Genomic DNA, 13,347 nt, shown 5'->3' with positions numbered 1-13,347 from the left:
GGCCAAAACCTAGGTATGCTCACTACCGCGCAGTTTCTCCAACAAGTCATCGACATCGACAGCCGGCCGGCTTGCATGTTTGTGCAGCACGCCCGCACCGAGCACAACTACCCCATGCACCACCACCAGAAAGGGCAGTTTGTGTACGTGGAAGAAGGCCTGGCGTACCTCTACGCGCCCAACAAAACCTACTTCATTCCGGCCCGCCACTACGTCTGGATTCCGCCGCTGCTGGAGCACCGCGTGTTCGTGCAGTCGCCTCAGCATCTGCTGCATAGCCTGTGTTTTGCCGTTGACGACGACCTAGGTCATCCGTTCTACAGCACGATGGGCATTTACCCCGTCACCACGCTTTTGTACGAAATGCTGCTGTTCACGGAAAAGTGGGACGGCCACATCTGCCCCGACGACCACGACCAGTACCTGTTCCTGCAAACGCTGAAGATGATCTTGCCCAAGATCAGCCAGCACCCGCTGCCCATCGTGCTGCCCACCACCGACGATGAGCGCCTGCAACCGGTGCTGGCCTACCTCCACCAGAACCTAGGTGAGCCGCTGGAAGTGGCAGCCGTGGCGCGGCGGTTTGGCTTTAGTATGCGCAACCTGTCGCGCCTGTTTCAGCAGCGCATGAGTCTGTCGTTTGTGCAGTATCTGAAGCTTTGCCGCGTCATTGCGGCCATGGAGCAGATGCTGCAAACCAGTAAGAATATCAGCGAAATAGCCTATAGCGTGGGGTATAATAGCTTGTCGGCGTTCAGCAATACGTTCACGCAGCTGGTGCATTGTCGGCCCACCGAGTTTATGCTCCGGGAGCACAAGCACAGCAAGCACATGACGCGCCGCTAACGCTATAAACAACAAAGGCGACTCATCATTGAGCCGCCTTCGGTAAGAAACCTAGGTATTGATTCTTACTGCACTGCAATGCGACGCGTCACCATCCCTTCGGCATACTGCACTCGTAGCATATACACGCCCGCCGCTAACGCCGCTGTAGAAACGGTTAGCTCTGGTTGCGTTATGGCTTGGCTGTGTACAACTTTGCCTAGGGCATCTATGAGGCTGACATGCTGCGGCCGGGCTTTTGCTTCTAATTGCAGATGCAGCTCGTCGTGGGCTGGTACAGGCCACGCGGCAGTGCGGGCTGCCGTTTCAGAGCTAGCTACGCGCAGAACATTAGTGTCGAGCAAGCGCACCAGGCCACTGATGCCGGTGTTGGTGCCGACTTGCTCAAAAGAACCGGCGGCGATAATGGCGCCGTCAGGTTGTACGAGAATCTTCGAAACCAGGCCACTAGAACTGTCGAGGGGCCCATAAGCACTCACGAAGCTTGGGTCTGATGTGCCATTATCAAGCAAGCGGCTCATCAAACTCCTAGTACCTGGCGGTGGATTTGGAAATGCGACACTGCTCACTGTATTGATCAATAAACGACCGTTGGGTTGTATCACTAAGTGAGTAGGCGAGCCTAAATAACTTGAAATAGGGAAGGTATTATCACCGCGACCATTCGGAAGTAATCGTTGCAGATAGCTTAATCCACGAATATAAATTCGGTTTTCCTTATCAATCGCAAGTACATTGGGTGATTGTACAAAATAGTCTCCTAGGGGTGTGAAACTACCATCCAAAGTACCATCTGATAAAATTCGATGAATGTAGGGATTATAAGTAGAAGTGTTATTTATTGCTATGACAACCTTGCCATCGGGTTGCAATAGGATTTGGTTAGTACTAGCACCTTGGATTCCGGAAATGTACCTAAAGCTAGCATCTTCTTGGCCAGTAGTTGACAATAGTTGAACAAGGCTTTGCGGCTCCGCACTAGCGCCTCGCACATTAAATGTTCCGACAACCAAGATCCTGCCGTCTGGCCGTAGTACGATTTGCTTTACTTGGGGACGGTTAGTAGGAGTTAGGGGTAGCGTAGGTGGTGCGAAGGATTCGTCTATTGTGCCATCAGTTTGTAAGCGGCCAAGTACTAATCGGTTATTCCCCGCGAGTGTTGTAAAGCGTCCGCCTACTAGTACTTTGCCATCGGACTGCAATGCCAAGGCTAGCACCTGATCGTTAACGCGACAAGCGGCAGTGTAAGCCACATCCGGCGTACCATCAGCATTGAGGCGAGCAAGGTTGAGGGCCGGTACACCGTTGACCTCCGTAAAATCTCCCCCAATAATGTACTTGCCATCTGGCTGACGCACCACATCGTTGACTGTTCCACGAGAGGTTGTGCCAGAGCTATAGCGCACGAAGATGCGCGACGGCTGAAACGTAGGGTCAATGGTTGGCCCTTGCGCTTGGCTCTGATAGCTAGCTAGGGTCAATAAGCTAGTGCTTAATAGCAAAAAAGCTTTCTTAATAAATCGTGTTGGCATAGTAGAAACAAGAACAGAAGGTGGAATGATAGACTTATAAGGTGATTATTTGTAGATAGGAAAGGTTGCATATACTTATACTATTTTATCTTCATCAATCCACATTCTAGAAAGGGCACGTACGAAACAGCCGCTTAGCTCGTGTTAACAAACCGGATGGCATTTTCGTGGTTCGCCAAAGGTCAAGGCCCCACGAGGCTACTCCCTTTTCACCCCTTACCTTTGCCGGTACGATGATTCTGAAAGCTGAACACCTGATTAAGAAATACAAAGCGCGCACTGTGGTCAACGACATGTCGGTGACGGTGGAACAGGGCGAAATTGTGGGCTTACTGGGGCCAAACGGGGCCGGCAAAACCACCTGCTTCTACATGATGGTGGGCATGGTGAAGCCGAACGAGGGCAAGATTTTCCTCAACGACGAGGAAATCACGCGCCTGCCGATGTTTCAGCGGGCCCAGCGCGGCGTCGGCTACCTGGCCCAGGAAGCGTCCGTGTTCCGCGACCTGACGGTGGAGGAAAACATCCTGGCGGTGCTGCAAATGACCAACATGCCCAAGCAGGCCCAGCGCGACAAAGTAGAAGAGCTGCTTAATGAGTTCAGCCTCACGCATGTGCGCAAAAACCTAGGTCGGGTGCTGAGCGGCGGCGAGCGGCGCCGTACCGAAATTGCCCGCGCCCTGGCCGTCGATCCGAAGTTCGTGCTGCTCGACGAGCCCTTCGCCGGCGTCGACCCCATTGCGACGGAAGAAATTCAGGGTATCGTGGCCAAGCTCAAGCACAAGAACATCGGCATCCTCATCACCGACCACGACGTGAACTCCACGCTCAGCATCGTGGATCGGGCATATCTACTGTTTGAAGGCAAGCTGCTGAAAGCCGGCACCGCTGAAGAGCTGGCCGCCGACGAAGTCGTGCGCCGCGTGTACCTAGGCAAGAACTTCGAGCTAAAACGCAGAATTTAGGGTAGTTATCATTTAACAATTACCATTTAACAGCTTTTCAGTTACCAGTTACCATTCATTACTTATCAGTCGATATCTGCTACTATTCTCGTTCAAAACCGGAATCTGAACCGTCAACTCAGCGTGCAGGGCAGCAGTATTGCGTCAGAATGCGTATCAGGCCAATTACTAGTAACTGAAAAGCTGTTAAATGGTAAATGTTAATTGTTAAATGATAAATGAAGTCCTGAGCTGGGCCGTGCAGCGGCGACTGACTGCGATTGATCAGTTTCGCGACCACCCGCACGAGGCGCAAGCCGCCGTGCTGCGCTCGTTGCTGCACACGGCTCAGGCTACGGAATGGGGCAAGCGCTACGGCTTTGCTGATAACCTAGGTTCGCGGGAGTTTGCCCAGCGCGTGCCCTGCGCTGCCTACGAAGAACTGTACCCGGAGCTGGAGCGGGTGCTGCGCGGCGAAGCCGACGTGCTCTGGCCCGGCAAAGTGGAGTGGTTCGCCAAGTCGTCGGGCACCACCAATGCCCGCAGCAAGTACATCCCCGTTACCCGCGAGTCGCTGCACGACTGCCACTACCGCGCCGGTCGCGACATGACGGCCCTGGCCACGCACCTGTTTCCGGAAGCGCGCGTTTTGGGCGGCAAAACCCTTTCGCTGGGCGGCACGCACGGCCCCAACCCGCTGCGGCCCGATGATGCCGACTCGAGGGCAGGCGACGTGTCGGCCATCATCATGCAGAACCTGCCGACCTGGGCCGAGTTCATCCGCACGCCGCCGCTGGAGCTGGCTTTGCTCGACGAGTGGGAAGAGAAAATTGAGCGCATTGCCCGCCACGTGCAGCACGTCGACGTGACGGTGCTGGCCGGCGTGCCCACCTGGATGATCGTGCTGCTGCGCCGCGTGACGGAGCTGGCCGGCGCCCAATCCATCACGGAAGTGTGGCCCAACCTGCGCCTGTTTCTGCACGGAGCGGTGGCCTTTGGGCCGTACCGGGAGCTGTTTCATCAGCTCATTCCGGATGCCCGCATGCGCTACCTCGAAGTCTATAATGCCTCGGAAGGCTACTTTGCCGTGCAGGATCAGCCCGACTCCGAGGATATGCTGCTGCTGCTCGACCACGGCATTTACTACGAATTTATTCCCGCCGATCAGTTCGACGCCGAGCACCCGCAAACCCTGACGCTGGAACAAGTAGAGCTGCACAAGAAGTACGCGCTGGTAATCAGCACCAACGCCGGACTGTGGCGCTATAAAATCGGCGACACGGTGCGCTTCACCAGTCTGGCGCCTTACCGCATCCGCATCACGGGCCGCACCAAGCACTTCCTGAATGCCTTCGGCGAAGAAGTCGTGATTGAGAATGCCGAGGCAGCTGTGGCAGCGGCTTGCCAGGCCACGCACACCACCGTGCGCGATTTCACGGCCGCGCCCATCTACTTCGAAGCCTCCGACCATTCCCGCGGCGGCCACCAGTGGGTGGTAGAGTTCACCCAGCCACCCCGCGACGCGGCCGAGTTTGCCACCGTCCTCGACCAAACCCTGCGCCACCTGAACTCCGACTACGACGCCAAGCGCCACCGCGACATTGCCCTGGCGCCGCCCTTGCTCACGGTAGCACCCGCGGGCACCTTCGAACGCTGGCTGGCGGGCAAGGGCAAGCTGGGTGGTCAGCACAAGGTGCCGCGCCTGAGCAACTCGCGCGAGCTGATGGATGAGCTGCTCGGTATTATCTGATTGGTACTTTCAAATGATGCACCGTTGAGCTGACAGCTGGGTTTAACCCAGCATGAGCCGGAACGGAATATTTCAGGATTAAGACTGTAACCCGTTCGCCTGCTGAATATTGCACAGATTACAAATAATATTCTGCAGAGAATTTTTATAAACTAGTGAGGAACCAGAAATAGAATTATATTGTGTATTCGGCGTGCTATTTGCCTAATCCCCACTCTATGTCTGCTCCCACACCTACTGCCAAGCGTGCTTACGTTTCCCGTCGGAAGCGTCATTCCTCCACCCAGAATCCGTCTTCTGTCAGCAGCAAGCTGATGGTTGGCGTAATCGGGCTGCTCCTGCTGGGGCTGCTCGTCAGCTTGGGTATTATTGCTACCAACCTGGTCAGCCCAGCTTCCGCAGATGTGGCAGACAACGTGATAACCGTCGTTCCCACATCTGCCCAACCTAGGTAGCCGCTTTATCCGAGCCTGCCCAAAAAGCACAATGCTTCTGCTTCCCCTCGGTTTGGCCGGGCAGGGAGGCAGAAGCGTTGGGTTTTAGCAAACCTAGGTTTACTCGTCGAGAATGTTGCCAAACATATTGCCCAGTACGCTGCCGCTTTCCTTGTTAGCGTTGCTGCCGTTCGGCATGAGCGCCTGAATCAGCTTCTTCACGGGCATCGATTGCAGCCACACGCGCCCGGTGCCGCGCAGCGTAGCCAGCAGCAAGCCTTCCCCGCCAAAAATCATCGATTTGAGCCCACCGGCGCGGGCAATGCTGAAGTCGATACCCGGCTCGAAGGCCACCACGCACCCCGTGTCAACGCGCAGCAGTTCATTGCGCAGCTGCTTTTCGATGATGGTGCCGCCCGCGTGAATAAAGGCCTTGCCGTCGCCAGTGAGCTTTTGCAGGATAAAGCCTTCGCCGCCGAAGAAGCCCGCGCCCAGCCGTTGGTTGAAGTGAATGTTGATCTTGGTGCCCCGCGCTGCCGCCAAAAAGCCGTCTTTCTGCACGATCAGGCCGTTGGGCAGCGTACCTAGGTCTACGGGGATGATGGTGCCGGGATATGGCGCCGAGAAGGCCACCCGGCTCTTGCCGTAGCCGCCGCGGTGCGTGAAGTGCGTCATAAACAGCGACTCACCCGTGATCAGGCGCGTGCCAGCCGAAAATAGCTTGCCCAACACACTCTGGTCGGGCTCCGAGCCGTCACCCATCTTGGTTTCAAAAGCAATGGCTTCGTCCATGTACACCATGGCGCCGGCCTCGGCTACTACGGTTTCGTTGGGGTCTAGCTCAACTTCAAGTACTTGAATGTCATTGCCGATAATCTTATAATCGACGTCGTGGGAGCGCATGGTAGGAGAGGGTTGAAGTAAGGAGTTTTCCACTTCAAGTATAAGGAACTATGCCCGATCTTCGACCTTCTAAAACAACAATGCCACCCCGGTTTGGAGTGGCATCAACGGATGTAGCGCGAAGCTCAGGCTTCGCGTATCGTTGAACGATTACGTTAGCACGATAACCTAGGTGCCAGTCGTTCAACGATACGCGAAGCCTGAGCTTCGCGCTACAACCTAGCTTGCTATTCTTCCGGCAGGTTAGCCGTGGTATCGGCCGCTTCGGCGGCGGGGTCGGGGTCTTCCTTCTTGGACTTCTTGGCTTCCCGGCTGGTCCGGCGCATAAAGTCTTCGTCTGATTCTTCCGGCTCCGGAGCATCTTCCAAAGGAAACTCCTCATCTTCCTCGATCTTCTCGCCAAACTGCCCGTCGCGGTTCACCAGCTTTTTGTCGCGTACGTGGCGATTCAGGAAGGCATTCACCTCCTCAATGGAATACGTGGAGGTGATTTCGCCCAGCGGGTTCACCTTAATCTCAAACCCTTCCAACTCCTTATGAACGCGGGCTTTTTTATCGGGGTCAGCTTTCTTCTTATTGCTGTTCGTGGGTTTCTTGGCCATGAGTGACGAGGATAAAAAGTGTCAACTACCTAGGTGTCGCAGCAGCCGCACTGGCAAGTGGGCGCCTGGCTACCTGGCTAGTACGCAGCCTTCTGCCTGCGGGATGTCTGAAGTTATGCGCGAAGACGCTACGTCAAAATCTGGTAGCCAATCGGCTTGAAGGCGTAGTTGTTCGACATCTCCGCGGAACACGCCGTCATGCCGATCAGCAAATCGGTTTTGGCTTCCAGCACCACGTAGTCGCCCGCTTTGCTTTTCGGCGGCAGCACATCTATTCTTCCGGTTTCTCCGTCCACCGTTACGTGCATGAAAATGTTGAAGCAGATCGGAATGGCGTCGGGGCTGATGCCGTACTCTTTTAGCGCCTCGCACAAGTTGCCGAAACACCCGCGGTGCGGATGCGTGTGGCCGTAGATGATGCGAAACGTATCGGCGCTGCATGGCGTGAGCAGGAAATCGTGCCGACCGACGGTGTCTTCCACTAGCTCAAACATGATGTTGCTGCGGTTGGAGTAGAACGGGTGTCCTTTGGTCAGGAAGATTGTCTCGGCATAGTCGATGGTGCGCCCCGAGGAAAGGTACTCGGCTTTGTCGGCCAGGTTATAGCACACAAAATCGGATACCTGCTTGCCCTCAATGTCTACTACCTTGAGCCGCTGGCCTTTGCGCAACACAAAGGCGGTGCCGCTACGCGGCGGAATGATGGTTAACTGCTCCATGTTGGCTTAAAAAAGGGCATTTCCAGGATTCGTCGTAGGCCTTGCCGCTGTACTGATAAACTTCCGATGCTTGTCCGTAATCCTGAAGCATGGGGTTGATGGAACCCGAATACGCCACGTCGCGGGTTCGGATGGTATTGCGGATGCTGTCGTAGCGGCCGTTGGTACGAATTTGCTCGAATTGCGCGTGCGGATTGAACACGAGGGTCGGGTAGGCAAACTGCCGCGCCAACCGTGAGCTGCCGGGGTGCAGCCCAATCACGAAAAAGGCTTCTTCCTTAAGGCTAAAGCTAAAGTCGGGCGAGGCTGGGTCGGCTACCACCCGCTGGTCGTAGCCGTACCGCCGGGCATCCAGGTTGGAGATGGACTGCATTCGCTGCCAGAACAGCTCTTCAAACAGTGCTTCGTTCGGCTCTTCCGGCCCTTTGAAGATGATAGCCGCGCTATGATACAGCTTATCCGACTGCCGGTAGGTGTCTACAAAGTTGTAGAGGAACTCCAGAATGGCCGTATCATCCTTGGGGCATGCCAGGTGGTCAACCACCAGGCATTGTAGCTGCTGAAAGGTGAAAGCTGTTTTGGCAGCTACGCACGGGAAATCTTTCTTATTTATAAAAGAAAGATATTGCTCAGTATATATATCGTTGTGATTGTCAGGCATGTTGAAACCCTTGCTGGGAATAAGAACCAGGAATAAGTAAATTATCCTGATTAAGTCTTACGCAAGAATTCACTCCGATGTTGACGAGCTTAAGTTACTTGGCTTGCGTTTAGGACCTAGCCTTTCCGGTTGTGCTTAAAAAGGTACTTGTTGGTAGTAACTACCTATAACCGCATAACTGCTTAGCTGAGCAGTATTTATTCAACCGCTGGACATACGAGTTGTTCCAAAAATTATAGCATCTTACCAGCCGAGCTACTGCGTTTTAACCGTAATTATCACAAAATCATATACAATACAGGAATGGCTTTAGATGAATCCGTTTCATACCTAGCTATCCACAAAGCAGATAAAACAGAAACGCCCGGCAGCAATGCCGGGCGTTTCTGTTTGGTACCATCTGTTTAATGCGCCTCAAGCCACCGCTTGGAAAGCTAGGCTGGCAACTGGCTCACTGCTAGCTCAATACGCTCGGCAGTTTCCTGCGTGCCCAAAATACTCATAATGTGCATCAGGTCGGGGCCGGCGCCGGCGCCCGTCACGGCTACGCGCAACGCTTGCAGCACCTGACCGATCTTGATGCCTTGCTGCTCCAGCACCTGCGAGAGCAGCGCCTTGATGCCGTCGGGCGTCGTATCGGCAGCCGTGGGCAGCGCCTTTGCGAATTCTGTGAGGCCGCCTGCTACCTGCGCGTTCCACTTCTTGCTGATTACCTGCTGATCGTAGCTGGTGGGGCGCTCGAAGAAGAGTTGCGCTTCGCGGGCCAGGTCGGCGGGGAACGTGGCGCGTTCCTTCACCAGGCCAGCAATCTGCTCTAGCTTGTCAGCCGGAAAATCAACGCTGATGCCTTGCTCGTTGAGCGCCGTGAGCAAGTACTGAGCTAGCTCCGCGTCGGGTTTGGCCCGCAGGTATTGCTCGTTGTACCAACGCACTTTGTTCTGGTCGAAGCGGGCCGGCGACTTGCTCACGCGCTCAATCGTGAAGGTGTCGATCAGCTCCTGCATCGTGAACAGCTCCTGCTGCGTGCCGGGGTTCCAGCCCAGGAAAGCCAGAAAGTTGATGAACGCTTCGGGCAGGTAGCCGCCTTCACGGTAGCCGCTGCTCACCGTCGGCTGGCCGGTTTCGGCATCGGTGCCGTGCCATTCCAGCGGAAAGACCGGGAAACCTAGCCGGTCGCCGTCGCGCTTGCTGAGCTTGCCGGTGCCGTCGGGCTTGAGCAGCAGCGGCAAGTGGGCAAACTGCGGCATGGTGCTTTCCCAGCCAAAATAGCGGTACAGCAGCACGTGCAGCGGCGCCGAGGGCAGCCATTCTTCCCCCCGAATTACGTGGGTGATTTCCATCAGGTGGTCGTCCACGATGTTGGCCAGGTGGTAGGTCGGCATGCCATCCGACTTCATCAGCACTTTGTCATCAATAGCCGACGAGTGTACCACCACCCAACCGCGAATTAGGTCGTTGAAGCGCACTTCCTCCTTGCGCGGCACCTTCAGGCGAATCACGTAGAGCGCGCCGCTATCCAGCAGCTGCTTTACCTCGTCTTCGGGCAAGGTGAGCGAGTTGCGCATCTGGCTGCGCGTGATGGAGTTATACTGTGGGTTCGGTACTTTGGCGGCCGTCAGGCGGGCGCGCAAAGCGTCGAGTTCTTCGGGTGTATCAAAGGCGTAGTAGGCGTGGCCGCTGTCAATGAGCTGCTGGGCGTACTGCATGTACATGGGCTTCCGCTCGCTCTGCCGGTAGGGCGCGTGCGGGCCGCCCACCCAGGGGCTTTCGTCCAGCTCGATACCACACCACTCCAGGCTCTGCCGGATGTAGTCTTCCGCGCCGGGCACGAAACGATTCTGGTCGGTATCCTCAATGCGAAGCAGCATCTTGCCACCTAGCTTGCGGGCCAGCAAGTAGTTATATAGCGCAGTGCGCACGCCGCCAATGTGCAGCGGACCAGTAGGGCTAGGTGCAAAACGCACCCGTACTTCTCTCTCCATACAAATAGGTCGCGGCCTCAATCAGTCAAAAACCGCGGTGCAAAGGTACGAAATGGTGAGGTGGTGCAGTGGTGAAATGGTGAGTTTAACCTGTTATGCTTCGCTTACGGCACCAAAACATCAAACTCGCCATTTCACCACTGCACCATCTCACCGTCTGCGAAAACCTAGGTAGAGCACCAGTCCGAGCAGCGTAATGCCGCCGCGGATTGCCCAGGCGACGCTGGGGCCCCATTGGTCAATCCACGTCAGCAGCATGTGGTGGAGGCCAAAAAAGGGCAGCACTAAGGATACTAAACCAAACAAAAACAGGCCAAGTCCGAGCTCTTTCATGAGGTGAAGTGGTGAGATAGTGAGTTAATGAGATAAACAGTAGATGCTCGCGCAGCTACGTTTCCACACTGACTCACTCTTTTTTTTCATCTCACCACCTCACCACCTTACTACTTCACCGCAATGCAGGAGATTTCTACTTGCACGTCCTTGGGCAAACGGGCTACTTCCACGGTTTCGCGGGCTGGGGCGTAGTCGGCACTGAAGTAGCTGCCGTAGATTTCGTTGATCAGGCCAAAGTTACCTAGGTCTTTCACGAAGATGGTGGCCTTCACTACATCGGTGAGCGAGTAGCCGGCTGCCCCCAGCACGGCTTGCAGGTTGCGCATTACCTGGTGCGTTTCGGCCGCAACATCGCCGTTGCCAACTAGCTGGCCGGTAGTATCCAAGGCAATTTGGCCCGAGAGATAAATGGTGTTGCCCGCCTGAATAGCCTGGCTGTAAGGCCCAATTGCAGCAGGTGCCTGATCGGAGTAAATGATGGTGTTGGCCATAGAAAGGGAAGTCAGATGTATTAATAATGGGGTACGCAAAGTAAGAACCTAGCTGTCATTCCGAGCAGTGCGAGGAACTCGGTTAATAACCTAGGTAGATAACCTCTGATTCTTCGCGCTGCTCGGAATGACGGCTAGCACGTAAAAAAAGCCGCTCGGTTTCCCGCAGCGGCTTTCTCAAAAGATTTGATTACCAGAAACCTAGCTTACTCCACCGTCACCGATTTCGCCAGGTTGCGGGGCTGATCGACGTTGCAGCCGCGCAGCACGGCAATGTGGTAGGAGAGAAGCTGCAACGGAATTACTGATACCAGGGGCATCAGCGCCTCGCTGGTAGCAGGCACTTCAATCACAAACTCAGCCATTTGCGGAATAACGGTGTCGCCTTCCGTAATAACGGCGATAATGCGGCCCTTGCGGGCTTTCACCTCCTGAATGTTGGAAACGACCTTCTCGTAGGAACTGTCCTTGGTGGCGATAACCACAACCGGCATGTTCTCGTCGATCAGGGCGATAGGGCCATGCTTCATCTCGGCGGCCGGGTAGCCTTCCGCGTGGATATAGCTGATTTCCTTGAGCTTCAGCGCGCCCTCCAAAGCTACCGGGAAGTTGTAGCCGCGACCTAGGTACAGGAAATTCGGTACATCTTTGAAGATTTCGGCAATCTGCTCAATCTCCGTGTTTAGCGACAGCGCCTGCTCTACTTTCGCCGGAATGTTGCTCAGCTCCACCATCAGCTCGCGCAACTTGGTTTCGGAAAGCGTGCCGCGCTTGTGACCCACAATCATGGCCAGCAAGGTGAGCACCGTTACCTGGGCCGTGAAGGCTTTGGTAGAAGCCACCCCGATTTCCGGGCCAGCGTGGGTGTACGCACCGGCATCTGTAGCGCGGGCAATACTGGAACCCACCACGTTGCAGATACCAAAGATCGTAGCGCCTTTGCTCTTGGCTAGCTCGATAGCTGCCAGCGTATCAGCAGTTTCACCCGACTGCGAAATAGCAATAACGATGTCGCGCTCGGTGATGATGGGGTTGCGGTAACGGAATTCCGACGCATATTCCACTTCCACCGGAATACGGGCCAGGTCTTCCAGCAAGTATTCGGCTACTAGGCCCGCGTGCCACGAAGTGCCGCAAGCCACGATGATAATGCGCTGAGCATTGACGAACTTCTGTTCGTAGGCGCGAATGCCGCCCATGTTCAGGTGGCCGGCTTCCATCTCCAAACGGCCTCGCATTGAGTCCAGAATGGATTTGGGCTGCTCGAAGATCTCCTTCAACATGAAGTGCTCGTAGCCACCTTTCTCGATGCTGTCCAGCTCTAACTCCAGCTTCTGAATATACGGGGTCTGGTGGATGTCTTCCTTGGTGCGGATATCGAGCTTGCCGTCGCGGATAACCGCAATTTCGTGGTCGTTTACGTAAACAACCTCGTTGGTGTACTCGATGATCGGAGTGGCATCGGAAGCCAGGAAAAACTCATCCTGCCCGATACCAATCACCAGCGGCGAGCCTTTGCGGGCGGCAATCAGCTGGTTGGGCTCGTCGCGGCTAAGCACCACAATGGCGTAAGCACCAACTACTTCGTGCAAAGCTAGCCGCACGGCTTCTTCCAGCGAGCAGTGGTTTTGCTGCTGAATCTCCTCAATCAGATTCACGAACACTTCTGTGTCCGTATCCGAATGAAACTCGTGGCCTTGCTGCTGCAAGTGCGTTTTCAGGGCCGCGTAGTTTTCAATGATGCCGTTGTGAATAATGGCAATCCGCTCGGAGGTCGAGTAGTGCGGGTGGGCGTTCGTGTCGTTTGGCTCACCGTGTGTCGCCCAGCGGGTGTGGCCCATGCCCACCGTGGCGTGGGTGTTCTTTTCAGCAATAAATGCTTCCAGCTCCTTTACCTTGCCCTTCTTCTTATATACGCTCAGCGTGCCATTAAGCAGCGCAATACCGGCTGAGTCGTAGCCACGATATTCGAGGCGGTGTAATCCTTTGATAATAATAGGACAGGCTTCACGGTGCCCGATGTAAGCGACAATTCCGCACATGCTATGTCAGAAAAGAAGAGGTGATAAAAAGGGGGAAAGGACCTGCCGGTCTCAAAGGCCGTGCCGCAATAATACGGTGCCAATGCTCATCATAACGCAGACGAA

General features: G+C 55.2%; 13 protein-coding genes. 4 read left to right on the top strand and 9 right to left on the bottom strand.

What is annotated here, in order from left to right; genetic code table 11:
- Positions 1–15 precede the first annotated feature (15 nt).
- A complete protein-coding gene (locus IEX74_RS05975) occupies positions 16–846 on the top strand; it encodes an AraC family transcriptional regulator (RefSeq protein ID WP_188812086.1) in 831 nt (276 codons plus the stop codon).
- A 65-nt stretch (positions 847–911) separates the two neighbouring features.
- Here the strand turns inward: IEX74_RS05975 and IEX74_RS05970 are convergent, their stop codons facing one another.
- Positions 912–2,378, bottom strand: coding sequence for a T9SS type A sorting domain-containing protein (locus IEX74_RS05970; RefSeq protein ID WP_188812084.1), 1,467 nt, complete (start codon positions 2,376–2,378; stop codon positions 912–914).
- Between the two features lie 233 nt (positions 2,379–2,611).
- On the opposite strand from IEX74_RS05970, the gene lptB reads away from it, so the two are divergent.
- The 3 genes from lptB to IEX74_RS05955 all read left to right on the top strand — a co-directional run bounded on the left by lptB (position 2,612) and on the right by IEX74_RS05955 (position 5,527).
- Positions 2,612–3,343, top strand: coding sequence for an LPS export ABC transporter ATP-binding protein (gene lptB / locus IEX74_RS05965; RefSeq protein ID WP_188812081.1), 732 nt, complete (start codon positions 2,612–2,614; stop codon positions 3,341–3,343).
- Positions 3,344–3,554: 211 nt separating this feature from the next.
- Positions 3,555–5,072 carry a GH3 auxin-responsive promoter family protein gene (locus tag IEX74_RS05960; RefSeq protein ID WP_188812079.1) on the top strand — a complete coding sequence of 506 codons (1,518 nt, stop codon included), beginning with the start codon at positions 3,555–3,557 and terminating at the stop codon, positions 5,070–5,072.
- A 218-nt stretch (positions 5,073–5,290) separates the two neighbouring features.
- A complete protein-coding gene (locus IEX74_RS05955; protein ID WP_188812077.1) occupies positions 5,291–5,527 on the top strand; it encodes a hypothetical protein in 237 nt (78 codons plus the stop codon).
- Between the two features lie 99 nt (positions 5,528–5,626).
- Here IEX74_RS05955 and IEX74_RS05950 read toward each other — a convergent pair whose 3' ends face one another.
- The 8 genes from IEX74_RS05950 to glmS form a co-directional block, all read right to left on the bottom strand.
- Positions 5,627–6,409: a TIGR00266 family protein gene (locus IEX74_RS05950; protein WP_188812074.1), complete on the bottom strand. Its 783-nt coding sequence runs from the start codon at positions 6,407–6,409 to the stop codon at positions 5,627–5,629.
- A gap of 227 nt (positions 6,410–6,636) precedes the next feature.
- Entirely contained in the window at positions 6,637–7,011 is a 375-nt protein-coding gene (locus IEX74_RS05945) for a hypothetical protein (RefSeq protein ID WP_188812072.1), read from the bottom strand.
- 128 nt (positions 7,012–7,139) lie between these two features.
- On the bottom strand, positions 7,140–7,730 hold the full coding sequence (locus IEX74_RS05940) for a DUF1989 domain-containing protein (RefSeq protein WP_188812070.1): 591 nt from the start codon (positions 7,728–7,730) through the stop codon (positions 7,140–7,142).
- Positions 7,699–8,391, bottom strand: coding sequence for a guanitoxin biosynthesis heme-dependent pre-guanitoxin N-hydroxylase GntA (gntA, locus tag IEX74_RS05935; protein ID WP_188812068.1), 693 nt, complete (start codon positions 8,389–8,391; stop codon positions 7,699–7,701). Before gntA ends, IEX74_RS05940 begins: the two co-directional genes overlap by 32 nt.
- A 434-nt stretch (positions 8,392–8,825) precedes the next feature.
- On the bottom strand, positions 8,826–10,373 hold the full coding sequence (gene gltX, locus IEX74_RS05930; RefSeq protein ID WP_188812066.1) for a glutamate--tRNA ligase: 1,548 nt from the start codon (positions 10,371–10,373) through the stop codon (positions 8,826–8,828).
- Between the two features lie 150 nt (positions 10,374–10,523).
- Positions 10,524–10,706 carry a hypothetical protein gene (locus IEX74_RS05925; RefSeq protein ID WP_188812064.1) on the bottom strand — a complete coding sequence of 61 codons (183 nt, stop codon included), beginning with the start codon at positions 10,704–10,706 and terminating at the stop codon, positions 10,524–10,526.
- A gap of 110 nt (positions 10,707–10,816) precedes the next feature.
- Positions 10,817–11,200 carry a RidA family protein gene (locus IEX74_RS05920; RefSeq protein WP_188812062.1) on the bottom strand — a complete coding sequence of 128 codons (384 nt, stop codon included), beginning with the start codon at positions 11,198–11,200 and terminating at the stop codon, positions 10,817–10,819.
- Between the two features lie 206 nt (positions 11,201–11,406).
- Positions 11,407–13,242, bottom strand: coding sequence for a glutamine--fructose-6-phosphate transaminase (isomerizing) (glmS, locus tag IEX74_RS05915; protein ID WP_188812060.1), 1,836 nt, complete (start codon positions 13,240–13,242; stop codon positions 11,407–11,409).
- Positions 13,243–13,347 lie beyond the last annotated feature (105 nt).

Source organism: Hymenobacter cavernae (assembly GCF_014641455.1).
GTDB lineage: Bacteria > Bacteroidota > Bacteroidia > Cytophagales > Hymenobacteraceae > Hymenobacter > Hymenobacter cavernae.
This window is presented reverse-complemented; position numbering and strand designations above follow the sequence as displayed.